This window comes from Micromonospora sp. NBC_00617 (assembly GCF_045161355.1).
GTDB lineage: Bacteria > Actinomycetota > Actinomycetes > Mycobacteriales > Micromonosporaceae > Micromonospora.
The window spans coordinates 7011337-7034847 of record NZ_CP107751.1 but is presented as its reverse complement, the minus strand read 5'-3'; the positions used below and the strand labels follow the sequence as shown (position 1 = coordinate 7034847).

Genomic DNA, 23511 nt, shown 5'->3' with positions numbered 1-23511 from the left:
ATCCACTTGTTTATAGGTCGTGCTCGCGGCAGTACATTGCGTTAAATGGGCCACAATCGATTGCGCCACCGCCTTGTCGACAGTGACCAGTCGTGGAGCGCCCGGCAGCGGCGTCGTCGTTCGGACTGGCTGGCGCGCACCTTCCCCGACATCGGCGACATGCACGTCGTCGACCTCGGCGGCCGGCTCGGCACCTGGCACCGCGCCACCGTCCGACCGGCCCGGGTCACAGTGGTCAACCTGGAACAGCCGCCCGCCACGGTGCCGGAATGGGCCCACGTCGAACAGGCCGACGCCTGCGACCTGCCACCCCATGTCGCCAACGGCGCCTACGACCTGGTCTTCTCCAACTCGGTGCTGGAGCACCTCGGCGGGCACGAACGCCGGCTGCGGTTCGCCGCGGCCGCACGGTCACTGGCCGATCGCCACTGGGTACAGACGCCCTACCGCTACTTCCCCATCGAGCCGCACTGGATCGCGCCCGGTATGCAGTTCCTGCCGATCCGACTGCGCACCGCGCTCGCCCGCCGCTGGCCCCTCGGGCACAAACCGACCCGCAGCCACGAAGCCGCCATTCACCAGGTGCTCTGGACCGAACTGCTGGACCGCTCGCAGATGCGCCATTACTTCCCCGACTCGCGGATGCTCATCGAGCGGGTGGTCGGTCTGCCGAAGTCGCTGATCGCCGTCCGAACCGAGGTGTGAGCGGTCAGAAGAGGGTCAGCTCGTCCTTCTCGATGCCGCGCAGCCGGTCGTAGTTGACGACCACGCACCGGATGCCCCGGTCGGCGGCGAGCACCCGGGCCTGCGGCTTGATCTCCTGGGCGGCGAAAACCCCGGTGACCGGGCTGAGCAGCGGGTCACGGTTCATCAGTTCGAGGTAGCGGGTCAACTGCTCCACCCCGTCGATCTCACCACGCCGCTTGACCTCGACAGCGACGGCGCCGGAGTTGGCGTCCCGGCACAGCAGATCCACCGGGCCGATCGCCGTCATGTACTCACGGCGCACCAACGTGTACCCCTCGCCGAGAACACCCGGGTTGGCCGCCAGCAACTCCTGCAGGTGCGCCTCGACCCCGTCCTTGCGCAGGCCGGGATCCACACCCAGCTCGTACGAGGTGTCCTGGAAGACCTCCTCCAGGGTGATCCGCAGCTCCTCGCCGGCCTTGTTGACCACCCGCCACACGCCGGGGGCCTCCTCCAGCCGACACGGCGGGCTCATCCAGTTCAGCGGCTTGTACGCACGATCGTCGGCATGGATGGACACCGACCCGTCCGCCTTCACCATCAACAGCCGGGTGGCCGGCGGCAGGTGAGCCGAGAGCCGTCCGACGTAGTCCACCGAGCACTTCGCAATGACCAACCGCACCCGACGAGGGTAGCCGAGCACCCGGCGACCGCCACCGAGCGGCACTGGCGCGTCGGTGCGATGCTGAGACGGTGTTCGAAGTCCTCACCGGCACCGGCCTCGCCGCCTCGGCAGGGCTGAACGCCTACATACCCCTGCTCATCCTCGGCCTACTCGGTCGTTACACCGACCTGATCGACCTGCCCAGCGGTTGGACGTGGCTCGGCAACGGCTGGGTCATCGTCATCCTGGCCGTCCTGCTCGCCGTCGAAATGGTGGCGGACAAGGTGCCGGTGGTCGACCACATCAACGACGTGGTGCAGACCGTCGTCCGACCCACCGCCGGCGGCCTCGCCTTCGGGGCCGGGTCGTCCTCGGAGACCGTGACCGTCAGCGACCCGGAAGGTTTCTTCACCTCCCACCAGTGGGTGCCCGTGGCCACCGGCGTCCTGCTCGCCTTCGGCGTGCACCTGCTCAAGTCCGCCGCGCGGCCAGTCGTGAACGCGACCACCGCCGGGTTCGGCGCCCCGGTCGCCAGCACCGCCGAGGACGCGACAAGCGTGGTCGTCTCCCTGATCGCGATCATCCTGCCGGTGCTGGTGCTCGCCTTCCTGGTGGGCCTGGTCGTCTTCATCTACTGGTTCTTCCGTCGACGATCCGAACGCCGTCGCGAACGCGAGGCGGCCCGCGCCGCCGGCTTCCGCGTCTGACCTGGGGTCCTTACTCGCGGGGCGCACCGGCTTCGCGGCGCTGGCGCTCCGCTCGCCTCCCGCGTCTTCAGATCGTGGCCAGTTTCCGTTAGCTGCTAACGGAAACTGTCCACGATCTCGTGGGTATGCCGATGGCCGGCACCCCGGGTTCGGGGTGCCGGCCATGGTCTTACGGTCAGCTGTTCCAGTGCTGGGCGACGAGGTCGGTGGCCTGCTGCTCCCACTGGGCGTACGCGTCCGGGTACGCCGAGACCTGCACGGTCTGCGCGGCCTTGGTCAGCGGCATGTCCTGCCAGCCGTCAACCTGCTTGAGGCCCTTGAGGAACGCGGTCGTCGAGTACTCCGGGTCGGTGATCTGCTCGGGGGTGCCCCAACCACTGGAGGGGCGCTGCTGGAACAGGCCCTGCGAGTCGTGGTCGTTGGCGTCGCCGAGGTGACCCAGGTTCTCCAGCTTGGACTCCTGCAGGCTCGTGGCGATCGAGATGACCGCGGCGCGTTCGGGCAGGCCGGCCTTCTTCGTGGCGGCGATGATCGCCTTGACGTTGGCGGTCTGCTCGTCGTTGAGGGTGATGTGCGACTGGGCGCCCTGCGGCTTCGACGCCGCGGTGTGTACGGCTGCCGCGGCCGGCTTGGCATCAACCGGGTTGGCGTGCGCGGCGATCGGGCCGGCGAAGACACCACCGGCGAACGCGATACCGGCAACGGACAGCATGCTCTTGCGGAAGATCGTGTTCATGGGGGTAGCTCCTTCGGGGGTAGGAACACCACACACCACCATCGGGGGACGGTGACGCGGGGTGTGAGCACCTCGTCCCGCGCTGCACAAGACAGGGAAAAAGTCTGGGGGCGGCCTGCGAACCCGGGGAAGGTTCGTGGCGCGGCGACCTGCGAGCGCAGGGGCTCGTGGCGCGGGGACCGTGGGTAACGACCGGCGGGCCGGGGTCATTCCCGGGCCCCCACCGGGCCAGGGGGCGAGCCCACGCTCGTTCGGGGGCTGCAACGACCCGGCCCGGCCGGCCATTCCGATCCCGGTCGAGCCGGGCGGGGTGGTCGTGGTCCTGCGATCGTCAGGGTGTGTAACGACCCCCGGCCCGCCACGATTCCAGCCCAGGGATGCGGCCGGTCACACCCCAACGACCCCCAGAAACGGACATCCCGCCCAGCCACGGGTGGGCGGCGACCTTCGACTTCGGCCCGAACGACTGGGGTTACCTGCGCGCCAAGACACCGACCACGCCCGGCCCGCACCGGGACACCCAGGCTGATCGACACCAGATCGGCGATATCGCGGCATCCGGTCGGCGGGACACCCCCACTTCGCCGACACCGTGTCGATCACGCTGACGCGGGGTATCCGGCCCGAGCGCCGGGGCCACCGCTGATCGCTAGGCGGACATATCAGGCATTCGGCGAGCGACAAATGCCTAGGATCGGGACAAGAAGCCTAGAGGAGGTCGGCATGACCACAGCGATGGAGATGCCCCGGGTCCAGGAGTGTGTGGTCGCGGCATGTGCGTACAACCAGGGCGGTGACTGCCACGCCTTCGCGATCACCATCGGCAGCATGGACCACGCGCACTGCCACACCTTCGTCGAGTCGCCCATTCGCGGCGGGGTGGACGGCCTCACCGCCCAGGTGGGCGCCTGCCAGCGTTCCGACTGTCGGCACAACGAGCAGCTGGAGTGCCACGCGTCGTCCATCAGGGTCGGCCCGGACAACGACATGGCCGACTGCATGACGTACGCCAATCGCTGACCCGCGAAAGCGGGCTCAGGGCAGGTCGTTGACCTGCCGGATGACCGTCACCAGGTCGTCGATGATGCCGGTGAGGGCGAAGTCCTTCGGGGTGAAGACCCGGGCCACCCCGGCGGCCCGCAGGGTGTCGGCGTCGCTGGCGGGGATGATCCCGCCCACCACCACCGGCAGGTCCGCCCGGCCGGCGGCGCGCAGCCCGTCGAGGACGGCGGGTACGGCGGCCAGGTGTGAGCCGGACAGCACGGAGAGCCCGACCAGGTCGACGTCCTCCTCGACGGCGGCGGCAACGATCTGCCCGGCGGTCAGCCGGATGCCCTGGTAGACGACCTCGAAGCCGGCGTCGCGGGCGCGTACCGCGATCTGCTCCGCGCCGTTGGAGTGCCCGTCCAGGCCGGGTTTGCCGACCAGCAGCCGCAGCCGGCCGGTGCCCAATTCGCGGGCGGTGGCGGTGACGCGCTCCCGCACGGCCGCGAGGCCCGGGTCGCCGCCGCTGCCGGTGGCGCCAGCCAGGCCGGTGGGTGCCCGGTACTCGCCGAAGACCTGGCGGAGCGCTCCGGCCCACTCCCCGGTGGTCACCCCGACGCGCACGCACTCCAGGGTGGCCGGCATGAGGTTGGCGGTGGTCGCGGCGTCCGCGCGGAGCCGGGCCAGCGCCGCGTCGACGGCGTCGTCGTCCCGACCGGCACGCCATTCGCGTACGGAGGCGACGGCGGCCGCCTCGACCGCGGGGTCGACCTGTTCGACGGCCTCGGCGCCGGCTGCGGTCAGCGGGGAGGACTCGGTCTCGGCGTACCGGTTGACGCCGATCACCACGTCGGCGCCGGACTCCATCCGGCGGCGGCGTTCGGCCAGCGAGGCGACCAGCGCGCTCTTGAGATAGCCGGTCTCCACGGCGGCGACCACGCCGCCCAGCTCCAGCACCTTGTCCAGCTCGACGCGCGCTCCGGTGACGATCTCGTCGACGAGTGCGGTCATCACGTGCGAGCCGGCGAAGAGGTCGGGGTATTCGAGCAGGTCCGACTCGTACGCCAGGACCTGCTGCATCCGCAGCGACCACTGCTGGTCCCAGGGACGGGGCAGGCCGAGCGCCTCGTTCCAGGCGGGCAGTTGCACGGCGCGGGCCCGGGCGTCGCGGGACATCGTCACGCCGAGCATCTCGAGCACGATCCGCTGAATGTTGTTCTCCGGTTGCGCCTCGGTGAGGCCGAGCGAGTTGACCTGCACGCCGTAGCGGAACCGTCGCTGCCGAGCCTCGGTCACTCCGTACCGGTCGCGGGTGATCTCGTCCCAGAGCACGCCGAACGCGCGCATCTTGGCGATCTCCTCGACGAAGCGCACGCCGGCGTTGACGAAGAACGAGACGCGTTGCACCACGTCACCCATCCGCTCGGCGGGCACCTGGCCGGAGTCGCGGACCGCGTCGAGGACGGCGACGGCGGTGGCCAGGGCGAAACCAACCTCCTGTACGGGCGTGGCGCCGGCTTCCTGGAGGTGGTACGAGCAGATGTTGACCGGGTTCCACCGGGGCATCTCCCGCAGCGTGTACGCCACCACGTCGGCGGTGAGCCGCAGGGAGGCCGCGGGCGGGAAGATGTACGTCCCCCGGGACAGGTACTCCTTGATGATGTCGTTCTGGGTGGTGCCGGCGCAGCGGGCCAGCTCCGCGTCCTGTTCGAGGCCGACGGTGCCGTACAGGGCCAGCAGCCACATCGCCGGGGCGTTGATGGTCATCGAGGTGTTCATCTCGGCGAGCGGGATGCCGTCGAAGAGCGCCCGCATGTCCCCGAGGTGTGCCACCGGCACGCCGACCCGGCCGACCTCACCGGCGGCGAGTTCGTGGTCCGGGTCGTACCCGGTCTGGGTGGGCAGGTCGAAGGCGACCGACAGGCCGGTCTGCCCCTTGGCGAGGTTGCGGCGGAAGAGCGCGTTGGTGGCGGCGGCCGAGGAGTGGCCGGCGTACGTGCGCATCACCCACGGGCGGTCCCGCTCGGGCAACCGGCTCGCAGATGGCGTCTCATCCATGGCCGGAGTCTAAGTTACCGTTCAGTAAAACGGGTTGTGGAAAACCACACAGGTCCATGTCGCGGACGACCGGGTCCGAAGCGCTCGCGGTGGCGCTGACCCCCACACCCCGGGCACCCGCCGCTTGCAGCCAGGACGCACACTGGACAGCATGGATGACGAGCTGGCCATCTCCGTTCGCGGACTGCGCAAGGCGTACGGCGACAACGTGGCGATGGCGGGCGTGGACCTCGACGTCCGCCGGGGCGAGGTGTTCGCGTTGCTCGGCCCGAACGGCGCGGGCAAGACCACCACGGTGGAGATCCTGGAGGGTTACCGGCACCGGGACGCCGGCGAGGTCTCCGTGCTCGGCGCGGACCCGGCCAACCCGGCCGCCGGCTGGCGTTCCCGGGTCGGCATCGTGCTCCAGGGCACCGGCGAGTTCGACGAGCTGACCGTGGCCGAGGTGATCCGGCACTTCTCCGGCTTCTACCCGGGTGCGGACGACCCGGACAAGGTCATCGAGCGGGTCGGGCTGGCCGACAAGGCGAAGGCCCGTACGCACACCCTCTCCGGCGGGCAGAAGCGCCGCCTGGACGTGGCGCTGGGCATCGTCGGCCGACCGGAGCTGCTCTTCCTCGACGAGCCGACCACGGGTTTCGACCCGGAGGCGCGCCGCGAGTTCTGGGAGCTGATCCGCGACCTCGCGGCGGCCGGCACCACAATCGTGCTCACCACGCACTACCTGGACGAGGCGGAGGCCCTCGCGGACCGGGTCGGCGTGATCGCCGGCGGTCGGCTGGTCGAGGTGGCCGCACCGAACCGGCTGGGCAACCGGCAGGAGGCCCTCGCCACGGTCTCCTGGCGTACCCCGGAAGGGACGCTGGAAAGCGCGCAGAGCGCGACGCCGACGGCCTTCGTGGCCGACCTCGCCGCGCGTCACGGCGGCGAGGTCCCCGGGCTCACCGTGACCCGGCCGACCCTGGAGGACGTCTACCTCACGATGATCGGACACGCGCGATGACGACCACGACGAAGCCGGCGACGCCGGTCACCGCGAGCCACGGCCGCCGGCCGAGCGCCGGTGCGCTCGCCCTGCGCCAGGGCCGGCTGGAGATCACCCAGTTCCTGCGCAGCCGGGAGTCCGTGGTCTTCACGATGGGCTTCCCCATCATCATGATCCTGATCTTCGCGTCGATCTTCCATGGGACGATCGGTGGCGGGGTCAAGTTCACCCAGTACTTCATCACCGGCATGATCGCGACCGGCCTGATGACGGTGAGCTTCCAGAACCTCGGCATCTGGATCCCGATCGAGCGGGACCGGGGGGTGCTCAAGCGCTACCGGGGCACGCCGATGCCGAAGTGGGTCTGGTTCGCCGGGAAAGTGATCATGGTGGTGGCGATCGGGATCGCCGAGACCGCGCTGCTGCTGGCCGTCGCCGTGGCGCTGTTCGACCTCGACCTGCCCGGCACCGCCGCGAAGTGGTTCACCTTCGGCTGGGTCGCGATGCTCGGGGTGACCGCGTGCACCCTGTGCGGCATCGCCATCTCGTCGCTGGCCCGCACGGCCCGCAGCGGCTCGGCGGTGGTCACCCCGGTCTCCCTGGTGCTCCAGTTCATCTCCGGGGTGTTCTTCGTCTTCACCGACCTGCCCACCTGGATGCAGCAGGTGGCGGCGCTGTTCCCGCTCAAGTGGATGTGCCAGGGGCTGCGCGCGGTCTTTTTGCCCGAGAGCTTCGGCGCCCAGGAGCCGGGCGGGTCGTTCGAGCTGGGCCGGGTGGCGCTGGTGCTCGCCCTGTGGTGCGTGATCGGCCTGGTGCTCTGCCTGACCACCTTCCGCTGGACCACCAAGCGCGACGGCTGAACGGTCGACCGGGGCGGGCAGCCGCCCCGGTCGTCGCGACTCAGTACGTGTAGAAACCCTTGCCGGTCTTGCGGCCCAGGTCACCGGCGGTGACCATGCGCTGGAGCAGCTCCGGCGGGAAGAACTTCTCGTCCGCCGTGTCGGTGTAGATGTTCTTCGAGGCGTGCAGCAGCACGTCCACGCCGGTCAGGTCGGTGGTGGCCAGCGGGCCCATGGCGTGCCCGAAGCCCAGCCGGCAGGCGGTGTCCAGGTCCTCCGCCGACACCACGCCGGCCTCGACCAGCTTGACCGCCTCCACCACCAGGGCGGAGATCAGCCGGGTGGTGACGAAGCCGGCGATGTCCCGGTTGACCACCACGACCGTCTTGCCGATCTCCTCGGCGAAGGCCCGCACGGTGGCCAGCGTGTCGTCGCTGGTCTTGTAGCCGCGTACCAGCTCACAGAGCTGCATCATCGGCACCGGCGAGAAGAAGTGGGTGCCGACGACGGCCTCCGGCCGCTCGGTGACCGCGGCGATCTGGGTGACCGGAATGGCCGACGTGTTGGTGGCGAGCACCGCGTCGGACTTGCAGATCTTGTCCAGCGCACGGAACACCTCGTGCTTGATGTCCAGCCGCTCGAAGACCGCCTCGATGACGATGTCCGCGTCCGCCGCCGCCTCCAGGTCGGTGGTCGGGGTGATCCGCGCCAGCGTCGCCTCGACGTCGGACGCCTCGATCTTGCCCTTCTCGGCGAACTTCTCCAGCGACTTCCGGATGCCGCCGAGCCCCCGGTTGGTTGCCGCGTCGTCCAGGTCGCGCAGCGTCACCTGCCAGCCCGCCTGCGCCGCCACCTGGGCGATGCCGGAGCCCATCAGCCCGGCCCCGACGACCGCGAGTCGACCCGCCATCTGCTTCTCCCTCGCTGCGATTGAGTGCCTGCCTGCACCCTAGTCGGCGAGCCTGAACGACGGCTAAGTCGGTGGTCAGATCTCCAGCGACGGCTCGTCCGGGGCGGTGCCCCGCTCCACCGCCACACCGAGCGCCCGCAGGTCGGCCACGAAATCCGGGTACCCCCGATCGACGTGGTGCACGTGGGACACCTCCGTGGGCCCGTCCGCGCAGAGGCCGGCGATGATCAGCCCGGCGCCGGCGCGGATGTCGGTGGCCCGTACCGGCGCTCCGGAGAGCCGCTCCCGCCCCCGGACCACCGCGTGGTGTCCGTCGGTCTTGATGTCTGCGCCGAGCCGCATCATCTCGTTGGCGAACATGAAGCGGCCGTCGAAGATGTTCTCCGTGATCAGGGATGCGCCGTCGCTGACCGCGGCCAGCCCGATCGCCATGGGCAGCAGGTCGGTGGCGAACCCGGGGTACGGCAGCGTCACCACGTCCACCGCCCGGGGCCGGTCGTCCATGCGTACCCGGAAGCCGTCTCCTCGCGTCTCGACCAGGCCGCCGGCCGCGACGACCTTGTCCAGGGCGACCTCCAGGTAGGCCGGGTCCAGCCCGGTCACCGTCACGTCGCCGCGCGTCATGGCGGCACCGAACGCCCAGGTGCCGGCGACGATCCGGTCCCCCACCGTGGCGTGCCGCACGGGGTGCAGGCCGGCGACACCGGTGATCCGCAGGGTGGACGTACCGGCACCGGAGATCCGCGCGCCCATCTGGTTGAGCATCGTGCAGATGTCGACGATCTCCGGCTCCCGGGCCGCGTTGTCGATCATCGTGGTGCCCTGGGCGAGCACCGCCGCCATCACCAGGTTCTCGGTCGCACCCACGCTGGGGAAGTCCAGCACGATGTCGGCGCCGCGCAGCCCGTGCGGGGCCTCGGCGATGACGAAGCCGTGCTCACCGGAGATCTCCGCGCCCATCCGCGTCAGCCCGGAGATGTGCATGTCCAGCCCGCGCGAGCCGATCGCGTCGCCGCCGGGGTGGGCCACCCGGACGTACCCCCGGCGGGCCAGCAGCGGGCCCAGCACACAGATCGACGCGCGCAGCCGGCGGACCAGGTCGTAGTCCGCGTCCGCGCCCGGTTGCTCGGGTACGTCGATGGTCACGGAACGGGACCTGGCGATTCCGCCCCGTGCCACCATCGGGTCGACGGGGTCGTCCGCGTCGAACCGGACGTCACAGCCCAGCCGGCGCAGCACCTCCCCCATGATCGCGATGTCGGTGATCCGCGGGACGTTGGTGATCACGCTGCGGCCCGGTGCGAGCAGCGCGGCGGCCATCAGTTTCAGCGCCGAGTTCTTGGCGCCGACCACGTGCACGGTTCCGGTCAGCCGTGCCCCACCGCAGATCCGGATGACGTCGACATCGGGGATCGCCGGATCACCGGCGTCGCCGGGCCCCACCGCCGCCGGCCAGCCGGCAGTGGCGTCCGGCCGCGCGGGGATCGTCAAGTCCGGTATCCGTAGGCTGTGCGTCATGGCCGTCCACCTCACGCGCATCTACACCAAGGCCGGCGACGCCGGCATGACCAGGCTGAGCAACAACGAGCAGGTCCCGAAGACCGATCCACGGATCGCCGCGTACGCGGATGTCGACGAGTGCAACGCGGCGATCGGCGTCGCGCTCGCCCTGGGCCAACTCGACGAGGAACTGCGGGGCGTGCTGGCGTCGGTGCAGAACGACCTGTTCGACGTCGGGGCTGACCTGTCCACCCCGGTCGAGCCGGAGCCGGAGTACCCGCCGCTGCGGGTGACCGAGGCGTACGTCGAGCGCCTGGAGGGCTGGTGCGACGAGTACAACGCACGCCTGAGCAAGCTCGACTCCTTCATCCTCCCCGGCGGCACCGCGGGCGCGGCGCTGCTGCACGTGGCGCGGACCACCGCCCGGCGTGCGGAACGGGCGGCGTGGGCGCTGGTCAGCCACGATCCGGATCGGACCAGCCCGCTCCCGGCAAAGTATCTCAACCGGCTCTCCGATCTGCTCTTTATCCTGTCAAGAACGGCAAATCCGGCAGGCGATGTGCTATGGGTGCCGGGCGGCAATCGCTGAACGTCGACGCTGTGCAGGCGTGGGTTCCCCATCTGACCGCGCCCACGCGTCGGCGCAGCCGACTCCTCGGACGGGGCTGCCCTCCCCGGCGGAGCTGACTCCGGTCAACGCCTTGATGAACTCCGGTTCCTTGATGTCGGGGCGTCCTGACCAGCAGGACACCCCGACATCAGGAAAACCGAGTCGATCAACCCGCCCCGACCGCCCTGCAAGGCAGGACGCAGCTGCATCGGCAACGGCAGGTGCCCAAAAAGGCGCCAGAACGACGCACAGCGCCGCGGACGGGGTTTCCGGGGCAGCCCGCCCGGCGCAGGGATCAAGCCTGACCGCCCGGAGCCGGGCGGGCTGCCCCGGAAACCCACCACCGTAACCACGCGGGTCAGGCAGCCGGCCAGTCCTGGGAGGCCATACGCGGCGAGACCGCCCCCGGAGGGGCGGCCTCGAGCCAGGAGAGGAAACCGGTCACGGTAGATCGCGCCATGGCAATCTCCACCGGTGCGTGGTGACTGGTACAGCGGAGGATCACCCAGTCGGCCGGCATCGAGAGCCGCTCCTGCCCTTCGGGCAACCGGCGGCGCTCGACCGCGAGATCCTTGCGGAAGAGAACCCGCTTGGGACGGAGCGCGAAGCTGAACATTCGATACCAGCGCAGCTCGTCACCGGCGAACCGACCGAAGCCGGGTGACCAGCCGCGCCCGTCGAGCACGGTGGTGACCCGGACGCTGAGCCGGATGATGCCACCGCTGCGGGTCACCACGGCCCGCCGGACGAAGAGCACGAGAAGCGCGACGAGGATGACGGCGACGCCGATCCCGATGCCCTCGACGATCTCCATCCGCGGTGTGACTCAGCGGCTCTGCGCGGAAACCGGGGTAGCGCTCTCGGCCAGCACGGTGACGCCCTGGGCGCTCACCGAGAGGAAGCCGCCGGCCACCTCGTAGGAGACCTGCTCACCGCCGGCCAGCTTGATGCGGACCTGGCCGGGCTCGGCGAGCTGGCCGAGCAGCGGCGCGTGCCCCGGCAGGACACCGAGCTCACCCTCGGTGGTCCGGGCGACGACCATCTCGGCCTCACCGGACCAGACCTTCTCCTCGACGGCGACGAGCTCGACGTGAAGCTGCTGTGCCACGCTGTCTCCTTGCTGCGGCGACGGATAGCCGAAAGTCTAGTCGTGACGCCCCGCCACCCCTAACGCGGGTGGGGAGAGCTACGCCACGGCTACTTGGTCTTGTTCTGGAATTCGGGATGCTCCAGCAGGAACGGGTCCAGTTGTTCATTGTGCAGGGCGGTGAAGAAGTCCGACACGCCTGGCTGGAACTGCTCGCCCTTGTACTTCTTCCCTTCGAAGATCCCGCCGCCGGGGAGCTTGACCATCTGGATGGTGTCCGGGCGGATGTTCTTGAGGGCGAGCCCGAAGTCGACCACGCTGTTGCCCCGACCGTTGAAGATCAGCGACTGCCCGGCGGCGCGGAGCACCTTGTCGAGCTTGATCGGGTTGGCGACCACGTCGGCGCTGAACGCCTGGCCGACCATCGCCTTGACGAACTGCTGCTGGTGGCGCTGCCGGCCGTAGTCGGCGTCCGGCACACCGTTCTTCGGGTAGCGCTGCCGGACGTAGTCCAGGGCCTGCCACCCGCTGAGGTGGTGGGTGCCCTTCGTGTAGACCGCCTGCGGGCCGACGTAGCCCTCACCGCGCGTGTTACCGGGCCGGTGTTTGCCGTCCGGCTGCCTGTGCTCGGACCTCACCTCCCGCTCGATGTACATGTCGACGCCGCCCATCGCGTCGACGATCTTCTGGAAGCCAGTGAAGTTGATGATCGCGCCGGCGTCGAAGCGCTTGATGCCGGTCACGTTCTGCACGGTGGTGGCCAGCAGCTCGAAGCCGCGCGCCGCGTCGGGGTTGCCGTTGGGCACCCGGCTGCCGCGCGACATCGCCGCGTTGATCTTCGTCGTCTCGCCGGCGAAGTTGGCCTTCTTGAACTCCGGGATGTCGACGTAGAGGTCCCGCGGCAGCGAGAAGAGGTAGGCCCGGTCCATCGACGCGGGCACGTGCAGCACCATGATCGAGTCGGCCAGCGGCGCCGCCGTCGGCGTACGCGGGTCGATGCCAACCAGCAGCAGGTTGAGCGGGCCCTTGATCTCGCTCTTCTTCTCATTGGCGCCCGCTGCCTGGTCACCGAAGAGGTCGGCCTTGCCGACGGCGCCCTCGTAGCGGGCCACCAGCACCTCGGTGCCGACCAGCACCCCGCCGCTGAGCATGGTCAGCACCAGGCCGGACACGGTGCACACCTTGGCCCAGCGCGGCACGCCCCGCCAGATGGACGACTTGCGGCCACTCTTGCCGGCCTTACCCACGCGCATCTCCGTTCGTTACGCCCACGAAGAGGAGACGGGCGCACGTCGTCGAAAGGTTGCAGAAGTCAGCGCTCGTTCAGGTGAACGCGCGGACCGACCGTATCTCGCGTGCCGCCAATGCGACGACCACGAGTAACGGACCGCGACCATGGTAAGGCGTGAAGATGAACAAAAGACTGCCCCGGCATTGCCGGGGCAGTCTTTTGCGGTACGGATGAGCGGGCTGTCAGCCCTTCATCAGCTCCTCAGCCTTGCGCTCCAGGTCCTCGAGACCGCCGCACATGAAGAACGCCTGCTCGGGGAAGTGGTCGTACTCACCCTCGCTGATCTTGCGGAACGCCTCGATGGTCTCCTTGATCGGGACCGTCGAGCCCGGCACGCCGGTGAACTGCTCCGCCGCGTAGGTGTTCTGCGAGAGGAAGCGCTCGATCCGCCGGGCCCGGGCCACGGTGATCTTGTCTTCCTCGGAGAGCTCCTCGATACCGAGGATGGCGATGATGTCCTGCAGGTCCTTGTAACGCTGCAGGATCCGCTTGACCTCGGTGGCGACCTGGAAGTGCTCCTGGCCGACGAACTCCGGGGCGAGGATCCGGGACGAGGACGCCAGCGGGTCCACAGCCGGGTAGATGCCCTTGTCGGAGATCGACCGCTCCAGGTTGGTGGTCGCGTCCAGGTGGGCGAACGTGGTGGCCGGGGCGGGGTCGGTGTAGTCGTCCGCCGGAACGTAGATCGCCTGCATGGAGGTGATGGCCTGGCCCCGGACGGAGGTGATCCGCTCCTGGAGCTCGCCCATCTCGTCGGCCAGGGTCGGCTGGTAACCCACGGCGCTCGGCATCCGGCCGAGCAGGGTGGAGACCTCCGAGCCGGCCTGGGTGAAGCGGAAGATGTTGTCGATGAAGAGCAGCACCTCCTGCTTCTTCACGTCGCGGAAGTACTCCGCCATGGTCAGCGCGGACAGGGCGACGCGCAGCCGGGTGCCCGGCGGCTCGTCCATCTGGCCGTAGACCAGCGCGGTCTTGTCGATGACGCCGGACTCGGTCATCTCGGCGATGAGGTCGTTGCCCTCACGGGTGCGCTCACCCACGCCAGCGAAGACCGAGGTACCACCGAAGTTACGAGCAACCCGGGTGATCATCTCCTGGATGAGCACCGTCTTGCCCACGCCCGCGCCGCCGAACAGGCCGATCTTGCCGCCCTTGACGTACGGGGCGAGCAGGTCGATGACCTTGATGCCGGTCTCCAGCATCTCGGTCTTCGGCTCCAGGTCCGCGAAGGCCGGGGCCTTGCGGTGGATACCCCAGCGGTCGTCCGGGGTGAGGGTCTCACCCTCCTTGAGGTTGAGCACCTCGCCGATCGCGTTGAACACGTGGCCCTTGACCGCGTCGCCCACCGGAACGGTGATCGGCTCGCCGCGGTCACGCACCTCCGCGCCACGGACCAGACCGTCCGTCGGCTGCATCGAGATGGCGCGGACCAGGTTGTCACCCAGGTGCTGGGCGACCTCCAGGGTCAGCGTCTTCTCACCGCCGGACAGGTTCACTGTGACGTTCAGGGCATTGAACAGGGCCGGCATGGCGTCGCGCGGGAACTCGGCGTCGACGACCGGGCCGATGACCCGGACCACGCGACCCGTGGCCGTCTTGGTCTCTACTGGGGCAGTCATCACACTTCACTTCCCGACGCGGCCAGCGCGTTCGCGCCGCCGACGATCTCACTGATCTCCTGGGTGATCCCAGCCTGGCGGGCCGAGTTCATCTCACGCGTGTACTTCTCGATCATGTCTTCGGCGTTGTCGGTGGCGCTCTTCATCGCCCGCCGCCTCGCCGCCGACTCACTCGCCGCCGACTCCAGCAACGCCGCGTAGATCCGCGTGTTGATGTACCTCGGCAGGAGCGCGTCGAGCAGCGTCTCCGCCTCCGGCTCGAACTCGTACGCCGGCAGCAGCCCCACCCCTTCGGAGCGCGGCCGGTCCTCCACCTGCATCGGACCGATGACCCTGGTGACCGGGTTCTGGGTCATCAGCGAGTGGAACTCGGTGTAGACGATGTGCAACTCGTCGACGCCGAGCACCCCGTCCGCCCCGGCGCTGCCGTCGACGTCGTCCGCACCGGCGGTGAACGCCTTGATCAGCGTCTCACCGACCATTCGGGCATCCTCGAACGACGGCTGCTCGCTGAAACCGGTCCAGTTCGCCTCGATCGGCCGGTCGCGGAACCGGTAGAACCCGACACCCTTACGTCCGATGACGTAGAGCACCGGCTCCTTGCCGTCCGCCTTCAGTCGCGCGATCAGCGACTCGGCCATCCTGATCGCGTTGGAGCTGTAACCGCCGGCCAGGCCACGGTCGCTGGTGACCAACAGGACGCCCGCCCGCCGCACCCGCTCGCGCGGGGTGAGCAGCGGATGGTCGATCCGCGCGTTGGACGCCAGCGCCGTGAGCACACCGGTGATGGCCTGGGCGTACGGCAGGGACGCCTGCACCCGGGCCTGAGCCTTGGCGATCCGGCTCGTCGCCACGAGCTCCATCGCCTTGGTGATCTTCTTCATCGACTTCGCCGAGCGGATCCGTTGACGAAGAACGCGTACCTGGGCCGCCATCGGATCAGCTCTCGGCCGGGCGGTCGGTCGTGCCGTCGCGGAAGCGGGTCACCGTCTCGCGGTTCTCGTCACCCTCCAGCGGCTGGGCCGGCGCGTCGTTGACCTTGCGCTCGTCGGCCTTGCCGAGGAAGACCTGCTTGAACTCGGTGATCGCCGCGTCCAGGGAGCCGACGATGTCGTCGCCCCACTGGTTGTCGGCGATACCGGCCAGCACGCCCTCGTGCTTGTGCCGCAGGTACTGGAGGAACTCCGCCTCGAAGCGCCGGATCTCACCCACCGGGATGTCGTCCAGCTTGCCCTCGGTGCCGGCCCAGACCGAGACGACCTCTTCCTGCACCGGGTACGGCGAGTAGTTCGGCTGCTTGAGCAGCTCGACCAGCCGGACACCGCGGTCCAGCTGGGCCCGGGAGGCCTTGTCCAGGTCGGAGGCGAAGGCGGCGAACGCCTCCAGCTCGCGGTACTGGGCAAGGTTGAGCCGCAGCGAACCGGCGACCTTGCGCATCGGCTTCACCTGCGCGGCGCCACCGACCCGGGAGACCGAGGTGCCGACGTTGATCGCCGGACGGACGCCCTGGTTGAACAGGTCGGTCTCCAGGAAGATCTGGCCGTCGGTGATCGAGATGACGTTGGTCGGGATGAAGGCCGAGATGTCGTTGGCCTTCGTCTCGATGATCGGCAGACCGGTCATCGAGCCGCCACCCAGCTCGTCGGAGAGCTTCGCGCAACGCTCCAGCAGGCGGGAGTGCAGGTAGAAGACGTCACCCGGGTACGCCTCACGGCCCGGCGGGCGACGCAGCAGCAGCGACACTGCCCGGTACGCCTCGGCCTGCTTGCTCAGGTCGTCGAAGACGATCAGGACGTGCTTGCCGCCGTACATCCAGTGCTGTCCGATGGACGAGCCGGTGTACGGGGCCAGGTACTTGAAGCCAGCCGGGTCGGAGGCCGGCGAGGCGACGATGGTGGTGTACTCCATCGCGCCCGCCTCCTCCAGCTGCCCCTTGATCGAGGCGATGGTGGAGGCCTTCTGGCCGATGGCGACGTAGATGCAGCGAACCTGCTTCTTCGGGTCGCCGGTGCGCCAGTTGTCCCGCTGGTTGAGGATGGCGTCCAGGGCGACAGTGGTCTTGCCGGTCTTCCGGTCACCGATGATCAGCTGCCGCTGGCCCCGACCGATCGGGGTCATCGCGTCGATGGCCTTGATGCCGGTCTGCAGCGGCTCGAACACCGACTGCCGGGACATCACGTTCGGAGCCTGCAGCTCCAGCTCGCGGTAGCCCTCGTCGGCGATGTCGCCGAGCCCGTCGATCGGCTGGCCGAGCGCGTTGACCACGCGGCCGAGGAAGGCGTCGCCAACCGGAACCGAGAGCACGCGGTCGGTGCGCTTGACCCGCTGCCCCTCCTCCAGCTTGGCGGAGTCACCAAGGACGACGACGCCGATCTCCCGGACGTCGAGGTTCAACGCCACGCCGAGCGTGCCGTCCTCGAACTCCAGCAGCTCGTTGGTCTTGGTCGAGGGCAGGCCCTCGACGTGGGCGATGCCGTCGCCGGTGTCGGCGACGGTGCCGACCTCCTCGCGGGAGACGTCGGACGAGTAGGAAGAGACGTAGCGCTCCAGGGCGCCGCGGATCTCCTCCGTCGAGATGGTCAGCTCGGCCATCCTCTGCTTCCTTAAAATTCAGGGGCCCGGGATACCTAGTACCAACCGGTCCGAATGGCGTCTGTCAATCCAGGCGTTGGGCGGCGGCGCCGCTCAGCCGCGGGGCGGCGAAGCCGTTCAGCGCTTCGCGAGCGCGTTGCGGGTCTCGTTGAGGCGGCGCAGGATCGTGCCGTCGTACAGGTCGGAGCCGACCCGGACGCTCACGCCACCGAGAACGGCGGGGTCGACCGTCTGCTTGACGGAGACCTCTCGACCGTATATCGCGGTGAGGCTCGCACCCAGCCGACGCTCGTCCTCGTCACTCAACGGGGCCGCGACGGTCACGTACGCCACCTGCCGGTCACGCCGGTCGGCGGCAAGCTCGACCAGCCGGGTGAGCGCCCCACTGAAGGAACGTCCCCCGAACCCGCCGAGCGCTGCCTCGACGAGGCGGACGGTGACCGGACGGGCCTTGTCGGCGAGCAGCTCGCGGGCCAGGGTGGCCCGCTGCTCGACCGGTGCGACCGGGTCGGCGAGCGCGTTGCTCAGCGCCGACTGGCCGGCCACGACCTGACCGAAGCGGAACAGCTCGTCCTCGACCTCGCCCAGCTCGCCGGCGGAGTCGGCGCTGGCCAGCAGCGCCTCCACCCCGAGGCGCTCGGTGCCGTCGAGCAACTCCGACGGTGCCGACCACCGGCCGGCGACCAGCGACACGAGCAGGTCGAGCGCGTCGGCGCCGATCCGCCCGCCCAGCATGTCGCCGAGCAGCGCGCCGCGGTCCGCACCGGAACGAGCCGGCTCGGAGAGCGCCCGGCGCAGCCGCGGCTCACGCCGCAGCAGCGTCGCCACGGAGAGGATGGCGTCGGCGGTGGAGGCCACCGCCGACGGCTCCGCGCCGCGGACGTACGCGTCGAGGCGCTCGGCCGCGACCTTGTACGACTCCCGGCTGGCGGCCTGCATCAGCGGGCCCCCGTGCTCTCGAGACCGCTCAGGAACCGGTCGACGGTGCCCTTGCGCCGTGCCTCATCGGCCAGCGACTCGCCGACGATCTTGCTGGCCAGGTCCACCGCGATGGTGCCGACCTCCGCGCGCAGCTCGCGCACGATGGTGGCCCGCTCGGCGGCGAGCGCGTCCTTGCCGGCCTGGATGACCCGGTCGGACTCCTCGCGCGCCTTGGCGAGGATGTCCTGCCGGATGCCCTCGGCGTCGGCCCGCGCGTCGTCACGGATCTTGGCGGCGTCGGTCCGGGCCTCAGCGAGCTGGGCACGGTACTGCTCGAGCAGCTGGTTCGCCTCGGCCTGGGCGGCCTCGGCACGCTTGATGCCGCCCTCGATCGCGTCGACCCGAGCCTGGAACGTCTGCTCCATGCGCGGGAAGACGAACTTCATCAGTACGAAGCAGAGCACGGCGAAGGCGACCGTACCAACCACGATCTCCTGCCAGATCGGGATGATCGGGTTGTGGGTCGACTCACCACCCTCAGCGGCGAGGAAGAACATGGATGACCTCCCGGTCTGAAGGGCGGGATCAGCCGGCCCAGATGAAGCCGAAGGCGATGCCGAACAGCGCCAGCGCCTCGATGACGGCGAAGCCGATCCAGACGTACGGCAGGGTCATCCGGGACGACTCCGGCTGACGGGCGGTCGACTGGATGTAGGCGGCGAAGACCAGGCCGACGCCGATGCCCGGGCCGATGGCGGCGAGACCGTAGCCGATGGCAGCGGTGCTACCGGTGACCTCGGCGAGAACGCTAGCGTCCATTGGTGTGGTTCCTCCTGGTTATCACGCGTGACTCTCACGCGGGACGACAACGGTTTGGTGCGTGGATCAGTGCTCTTCGGCGAGCGCGCCCTGGATGTAGCTGGCGCTCAGCACCGTGAAGACGTAGGCCTGCAGGACGATGACCAGTGCCTCGAGCAGGGTCAGCGCCACGGTCATCACCCAGGAGACCACCGAGACCGGTGCCAGCCAGGCGTTGGCGTTGAGCATCGCGAAGCCGCCGAGCGTGAAGACCAGCAGGAGCATGTGGCCGGCGAACATGTTCGCGAAGAGACGGACGGCCAGCGAGAACGGCCGGATGATGAAGGTCGAGAACGCCTCGATCGGAATCAGCAGCGGCAGGATGTACCAGGGTGCCGGCGGGATCAGGGCGTGCTTGAAGTATTTGCCGAAGCCGTGGTGCCGGATGCCGATGTAGTTGAACAGCACGTAGCTGAGCACCGCGAGGATCGCCGGGAAGGCGATGTGCGAGTTCGGTGAGATCTGGAACAACGGGATGATCGCGAACGCGTTCGTCACAAGCACGAAGCAGAACAGCGTGGTGAAGTACGGAGCGAACCGCACACCCTGATGACCGATCATGTCGACCGAGATGTTGTTGCGCACGAAGCCGTAGATCGACTCGGCGAACCACTGCTTCTTGGTCGGCACCAGCTGCGGGTTCCGGTAGGTCGCCAGGAAGAAGATGATCAACACACCGACCGCGATCCAGATCATCAAGGTGAACTTGGTGATCCAGTACGAGTCGTGTGCACCCCAGGGCAGGATGCTGGGCAGGTAGAAGTCCTCCACGCTGGGTGGGAATGCCGCCTGGCCCGCTGCCAGGACGTTCGCCTGTCCGAACACCGCGTCCCTTCCTAAGTAGGCGTGCCGAGTCGGCGGACGACCAGGATGACTCCCCCGGCCATGCCGAGCACGACGCCGATCCCGGTGGCGACGCCACCGGTGTCGAGCCACTGGTCGACCAGCCAGCCGATGAAACCCCACACGAGCATGCCTCCGACGAGGTAGCTGAGCGCGGTCCAACCCTGACCGGCACCGGACGGATAGTCGTCCGGGTCACCGGCGGGGCGGGGGGTTTGGTCATCAGCCATGACGGGGCGAACGATATCAGCCGGGAAGACGAGGCTGTGCCTCACCCCCCGCACAACCATCGTTGTGTGGGCATCTCGTGGGCGCCGTCGTCTGTGGGCACGCTACTCCCCTTCCGCCCGTCGGAAAATGACCGGAGGCCGACACATTGCGGCGCGTCCGAAAGATGGGACGACCGTCGGGTCAGCCGTGCGCCCGACGCGCGTGCACCGTGGTCAGCCACCAGATGTGTACCGCTGTCCACACTGCCACCCCGGCGACGATGCCGAGGCAGAGAGGGATCAACCCGGCCCAGCCGGTCGAGGCCACCGCCACCAGCACGACACCCAACAGGGTGAACTTCAGCACGTACAGACCCACGCCGAGCGGCAGCAGCAGCTGCGGGTTGACCTGGTCGGCCCGGGCCAGCACCACCGTGGTCAGCGTGTAGCTGAGCACCGTGACACCCACCCCGGCCGCCGCGCCGACCGCCGCCGTCGCGCCGCCGGTCACCGCACCGACGACCGCCGCGACCACGGCCAGCGCCAGCGACGCGCCCAGCAGCACCGGCAGGTGCCGCAACCGCCACCGCCGGTCGGCGGCGGGCTCGACCACCCCGGGCTCAGCCACGGGGGTACGCCGGGAAGGCCGCGGCCAGCTCGGCCACCTCGGCGCCGATCCGGGTCAGCGCGTCGGCGCCACCCGGTGCGCCCGGGTCGGTGCGCACCGCGCGCGCGATCAGGGCGGCCACCTGCCGCAGCTCACCCTCGCGCATCCCCTGGGTGGTGACGCTCGGCGTGCCTACCCGGATCCCGGAGGCCACCAGCGGCGGCTGCGGGTCGTACGGGATGGCGTTCTTGTTGAGCGTGATCGCGGCGGCGTCGCACCGCGCCTCGGCCTCGGCGCCGGTCACCCCCAGCTCCCGCAGGTCGATCAGGGCCAGGTGGGTGTCGGTGCCGCCGGACACCGGGCGCATCCCCTCGTCGGCCAGCCCGGCCGCGAGCGCCTGGGCGTTGCTGACCACCTGCCGGGCGTACGTCTGAAACTCCGGCTGGGCTGCCTCGCGCAGCGCGACCGCCTTCGCCGCCACCGCGTGCATCAGCGGGCCGCCCTGGGTGAACGGGAAGACCGCCTTGTCGATCCGCTGGGCCAGCGACTCGCGGCAGAGGATCATGCCGCCACGCGGGCCGCGCAGCACCTTGTGGGTGGTGGCGCAGACGACGTCGGCGTACGGCACCGGGGACGGAATGGCCCGCCCGGCCACCAGGCCGATGAAGTGCGCGGCGTCCACCATCAGGTACGCGCCGACCTCGTCGGCGATCTCCCGGAACCGGGCGAAGTCGATCAGCCGGGGGTACGCGGTCGCGCCACAGATGATCAGCTTGGGCCGGTGCGCCCGGGCCAGGTCGCGTACCTCGTCGTAGTCGATCAGCTCGGTGTCCGGCCGGACCGGGTAACCGACCGGGTGGAACCACTTGCCAGAGAAGTTCACCCGGCTGCCGTGGGTGAGGTGCCCGCCGTGCGGCAGGTCCATCGCCAGCACCGTGTCCCCCGGCTGCACCAACGCGGCGTACGCGGCCAGGTTGGCGCTCGCCCCCGAGTGCGGCTGAAGGTTGGCGTGCTCGGCCCCGAACAGCTCCTTGGCGCGCGCGATGCCGATCTCCTCGGCCCGGTCCACCTCGGCGCAGCCGCCGTAGTAGCGCCGGCCCGGGTAGCCCTCGGCGTACTTGTTGGTAAGCGTCGAGCCGAGCGCGGCCAGCACCGCCGGCGAGGTCAGGTTCTCGCTGGCGATGAGCTGCAGGCCACCGCGCAACCGGTCCAGCTCGCCGAGGACCACCCCGGCGATCTCCGGATCGGTGGCCCTGAGCTGCGCGAAATCCGGCCCCCAGAAGGTGCTCGTCTCGGTCTCCACAGCGAACGAGTCTAGGGGGCCGCAGACTGGAAGCCGTGAGATGCCTCGTCACCGGAGCCACCGGATACATCGGCGGGCGGCTGACGCCGCTGCTGCTCGCCGACGGGCACACCGTGCGCTGCCTCGCCCGCAAGGCGGTGCGGCTGCGCGACGTGCCCTGGGCCGCGGCGGCCGAGATCGTCGAGGGCGACCTGAGCCGCCCGGAGACGCTGCCCGCCGCGTTCGCCGACGTGGACGTCGCGTACTTCCTGGTGCACTCGCTGGGCCGAGAGGACTTCGAGGCCGCCGACCGGGAGGCGGCGACCAACTTCGCGACTGCCGCCCGCGCTGCCGGCGTACGCCGGATCGTGTACCTGGGCGGGCCGGAGCCGGCGGCCGACGCCGAGGTCCCCTCGCCGCACCTGCGGTCCCGCGCCGAGGTGGGTCGGATCCTGCTGGCCAGCGGGGTGCCCACGGCGGTGCTCCGCGCCGCGGTGATCATCGGGTCCGGCTCGGCGTCGTTCGAGATGCTGCGCTACCTGACCGAGCGGCTGCCCGCCATGGTCACCCCCCGGTGGGTCCGCAACCGGATCCAGCCGATCGCGGTCCGCGACGTGCTGCGCTACCTGACCGGCTGCGCCACGCTGCCGCCCGAGGTCAACCGCGGCTTCGACATCGGCGGGCCGGACGTGCTCACCTTCAACGACATGATGCAGCGGTACGCCCGGGTGGCCAGTCTGCGTCGGCGGATCATCGTGCCGGTCCGCCCGCTCACCCCGTCGTTGTCCTCGCACTGGGTCGGGCTGATCACCCCGGTTCCGAACAAGATCGCCCGTCCGCTGGTGGAGAGCCTGACCCACGAGGCCGTGGCACACGAACACGACCTCGCCCGGTACGTGCCCGACCCACCGGGCGGCCTCACCGGCTTCGACGACGCGGTGGCGTTGGCGCTGGCCAAGGTGCGCGACGCCCAGGTGGAGACCCGCTGGTCCACCGCGAGCGGTCCGGACGCGCCGGCCGAGCCGCTGCCCACCGACCCGGACTGGTCCGGTGGCACCGCGTACACCGACATCCGGGAGCGGACGGTGGACGCGTCACCGGCGGCGCTCTGGCGGGTCATCGAGGGCGTCGGCGGCGAGCACGGCTGGTACTCGTTCCCCCTCGCCTGGTCGATACGCGGCTGGCTGGACCGGCTGGTCGGCGGGGTCGGGCTGCGGCGGGGCCGACGTGACCCGCACCGCCTCCAGGTCGGCGAGGCGCTGGACTTCTGGCGGGTGGAGGAGATCGTCCCGGGCGAGCTGCTGCGACTGCGCGCGGAGATGCGACTGCCCGGCCGCGCCTGGCTGGAGATGCGGGCGCTGCCCGCCGACGACGGACGCAGCCGCTACCAGCAGCGCGCGGTCTTCCTGCCCCGCGGGCTGGCCGGGCACGCCTACTGGGGATCGGTGGCCCCGTTCCACGCGGTGGTCTTCGGCGGCATGGCCCGCAACATCGCCCGCAACGCCGAACAGGCGCCCTGACC

The 23511-nt window shown here is 69.8% G+C and carries 25 protein-coding genes; 7 read left to right on the top strand and 18 right to left on the bottom strand.

What is annotated here, in order from left to right; genetic code table 11:
• The first annotated feature begins 45 nt into the window (after nt 1-45).
• The gene (locus OG505_RS32730) at nt 46-705 is read left to right on the top strand and encodes a methyltransferase domain-containing protein (protein ID WP_405429876.1); all 660 of its coding nucleotides are present in this window, start codon (nt 46-48) and stop codon (nt 703-705) included.
• A gap of 4 nt (nt 706-709) precedes the next feature.
• Here the strand turns inward: OG505_RS32730 and nucS are convergent, their stop codons facing one another.
• On the bottom strand, nt 710-1369 hold the full coding sequence (gene nucS / locus OG505_RS32725) for an endonuclease NucS (RefSeq protein WP_405429875.1): 660 nt from the start codon (nt 1367-1369) through the stop codon (nt 710-712).
• Between the two features lie 71 nt (nt 1370-1440).
• Between nucS and OG505_RS32720 the strand changes: the two genes are divergently transcribed.
• Nucleotides 1441-2058 carry a DUF4126 domain-containing protein gene (locus OG505_RS32720; RefSeq protein ID WP_405429874.1) on the top strand — a complete coding sequence of 206 codons (618 nt, stop codon included), beginning with the start codon at nt 1441-1443 and terminating at the stop codon, nt 2056-2058.
• A gap of 175 nt (nt 2059-2233) precedes the next feature.
• On the opposite strand, the gene OG505_RS32715 is transcribed toward OG505_RS32720, so the two are convergent.
• Nucleotides 2234-2794, bottom strand: a complete 561-nt coding sequence (locus OG505_RS32715) for a hypothetical protein (RefSeq protein WP_405429872.1) — start codon at nt 2792-2794, stop codon at nt 2234-2236.
• 723 nt (nt 2795-3517) lie between these two features.
• Here OG505_RS32715 and OG505_RS32710 point away from each other — a divergent pair.
• Nucleotides 3518-3814 (top strand): DUF1540 domain-containing protein, encoded by a 297-nt coding sequence (locus OG505_RS32710; protein WP_405429871.1) that lies wholly within the window; start codon nt 3518-3520, stop codon nt 3812-3814.
• 15 nt (nt 3815-3829) lie between these two features.
• Here OG505_RS32710 and OG505_RS32705 read toward each other — a convergent pair whose 3' ends face one another.
• Nucleotides 3830-5836, bottom strand: coding sequence for a protein meaA (locus tag OG505_RS32705; protein ID WP_405429869.1), 2007 nt, complete (start codon nt 5834-5836; stop codon nt 3830-3832).
• Between the two features lie 151 nt (nt 5837-5987).
• On the opposite strand from OG505_RS32705, the gene OG505_RS32700 reads away from it, so the two are divergent.
• Together OG505_RS32700 and OG505_RS32695 are read left to right on the top strand one after the other, a co-directional pair.
• Nucleotides 5988-6839 carry an ABC transporter ATP-binding protein gene (locus OG505_RS32700; RefSeq protein WP_405429868.1) on the top strand — a complete coding sequence of 284 codons (852 nt, stop codon included), beginning with the start codon at nt 5988-5990 and terminating at the stop codon, nt 6837-6839.
• Complete coding sequence (locus OG505_RS32695; protein WP_405429867.1) at nt 6836-7681, top strand: ABC transporter permease; 846 nt, start codon at nt 6836-6838, stop codon at nt 7679-7681. The genes OG505_RS32700 and OG505_RS32695 overlap by 4 nt, the downstream gene beginning before the upstream one ends.
• A gap of 40 nt (nt 7682-7721) precedes the next feature.
• Here the strand turns inward: OG505_RS32695 and OG505_RS32690 are convergent, their stop codons facing one another.
• Together OG505_RS32690 and murA are read right to left on the bottom strand one after the other, a co-directional pair.
• Nucleotides 7722-8570, bottom strand: a complete 849-nt coding sequence (locus OG505_RS32690; protein WP_405429866.1) for a 3-hydroxyacyl-CoA dehydrogenase family protein — start codon at nt 8568-8570, stop codon at nt 7722-7724.
• 75 nt (nt 8571-8645) lie between these two features.
• Nucleotides 8646-10088 carry a UDP-N-acetylglucosamine 1-carboxyvinyltransferase gene (gene murA / locus OG505_RS32685; RefSeq protein WP_405429865.1) on the bottom strand — a complete coding sequence of 481 codons (1443 nt, stop codon included), beginning with the start codon at nt 10086-10088 and terminating at the stop codon, nt 8646-8648.
• Between murA and OG505_RS32680 the strand changes: the two genes are divergently transcribed.
• Entirely contained in the window at nt 10087-10659 is a 573-nt protein-coding gene (locus tag OG505_RS32680; protein WP_405429863.1) for a cob(I)yrinic acid a,c-diamide adenosyltransferase, read from the top strand. The two genes, murA and OG505_RS32680, sit on opposite strands and share 2 nt — an antisense overlap.
• Nucleotides 10660-11038: 379 nt before the next feature.
• Here the strand turns inward: OG505_RS32680 and OG505_RS32675 are convergent, their stop codons facing one another.
• The 13 genes from OG505_RS32675 to glyA all read right to left on the bottom strand — a co-directional run bounded on the left by OG505_RS32675 (nt 11039) and on the right by glyA (nt 22010).
• Nucleotides 11039-11494 carry a DUF2550 domain-containing protein gene (locus OG505_RS32675; RefSeq protein WP_405429862.1) on the bottom strand — a complete coding sequence of 152 codons (456 nt, stop codon included), beginning with the start codon at nt 11492-11494 and terminating at the stop codon, nt 11039-11041.
• 12 nt (nt 11495-11506) lie between these two features.
• Entirely contained in the window at nt 11507-11788 is a 282-nt protein-coding gene (locus OG505_RS32670; protein WP_405429861.1) for a F0F1 ATP synthase subunit epsilon, read from the bottom strand.
• Between the two features lie 89 nt (nt 11789-11877).
• Nucleotides 11878-13020: an LCP family protein gene (locus OG505_RS32665; RefSeq protein ID WP_405429860.1), complete on the bottom strand. Its 1143-nt coding sequence runs from the start codon at nt 13018-13020 to the stop codon at nt 11878-11880.
• A gap of 220 nt (nt 13021-13240) precedes the next feature.
• Nucleotides 13241-14677 carry a F0F1 ATP synthase subunit beta gene (gene atpD / locus OG505_RS32660; RefSeq protein WP_405429858.1) on the bottom strand — a complete coding sequence of 479 codons (1437 nt, stop codon included), beginning with the start codon at nt 14675-14677 and terminating at the stop codon, nt 13241-13243.
• Nucleotides 14677-15612: a F0F1 ATP synthase subunit gamma gene (locus OG505_RS32655; protein WP_405429857.1), complete on the bottom strand. Its 936-nt coding sequence runs from the start codon at nt 15610-15612 to the stop codon at nt 14677-14679. Before OG505_RS32655 ends, atpD begins: the two co-directional genes overlap by 1 nt.
• Before the next feature lie 4 nt (nt 15613-15616).
• A complete protein-coding gene (gene atpA, locus OG505_RS32650) occupies nt 15617-17269 on the bottom strand; it encodes a F0F1 ATP synthase subunit alpha (RefSeq protein ID WP_405429856.1) in 1653 nt (550 codons plus the stop codon).
• Between the two features lie 117 nt (nt 17270-17386).
• A complete protein-coding gene (locus OG505_RS32645; RefSeq protein WP_405429855.1) occupies nt 17387-18208 on the bottom strand; it encodes a F0F1 ATP synthase subunit delta in 822 nt (273 codons plus the stop codon).
• The gene (locus tag OG505_RS32640) at nt 18208-18747 is read right to left on the bottom strand and encodes a F0F1 ATP synthase subunit B (protein ID WP_405429853.1); all 540 of its coding nucleotides are present in this window, start codon (nt 18745-18747) and stop codon (nt 18208-18210) included. The genes OG505_RS32645 and OG505_RS32640 overlap by 1 nt, the downstream gene beginning before the upstream one ends.
• Nucleotides 18748-18775: 28 nt before the next feature.
• A complete protein-coding gene (locus tag OG505_RS32635; protein ID WP_091405890.1) occupies nt 18776-19009 on the bottom strand; it encodes an ATP synthase F0 subunit C in 234 nt (77 codons plus the stop codon).
• Nucleotides 19010-19075: 66 nt separating this feature from the next.
• On the bottom strand, nt 19076-19873 hold the full coding sequence (gene atpB / locus OG505_RS32630; protein WP_405429852.1) for a F0F1 ATP synthase subunit A: 798 nt from the start codon (nt 19871-19873) through the stop codon (nt 19076-19078).
• A gap of 11 nt (nt 19874-19884) precedes the next feature.
• Nucleotides 19885-20121 (bottom strand): hypothetical protein, encoded by a 237-nt coding sequence (locus OG505_RS32625; protein WP_405429850.1) that lies wholly within the window; start codon nt 20119-20121, stop codon nt 19885-19887.
• A 181-nt stretch (nt 20122-20302) separates the two neighbouring features.
• On the bottom strand, nt 20303-20728 hold the full coding sequence (locus OG505_RS32620) for a hypothetical protein (protein WP_405429849.1): 426 nt from the start codon (nt 20726-20728) through the stop codon (nt 20303-20305).
• Nucleotides 20721-22010 carry a serine hydroxymethyltransferase gene (gene glyA / locus OG505_RS32615; RefSeq protein ID WP_405429847.1) on the bottom strand — a complete coding sequence of 430 codons (1290 nt, stop codon included), beginning with the start codon at nt 22008-22010 and terminating at the stop codon, nt 20721-20723. The genes OG505_RS32620 and glyA overlap by 8 nt, the downstream gene beginning before the upstream one ends.
• Before the next feature lie 35 nt (nt 22011-22045).
• Between glyA and OG505_RS32610 the strand changes: the two genes are divergently transcribed.
• On the top strand, nt 22046-23509 hold the full coding sequence (locus OG505_RS32610; protein WP_405429846.1) for an SDR family oxidoreductase: 1464 nt from the start codon (nt 22046-22048) through the stop codon (nt 23507-23509).
• Nucleotides 23510-23511 lie beyond the last annotated feature (2 nt).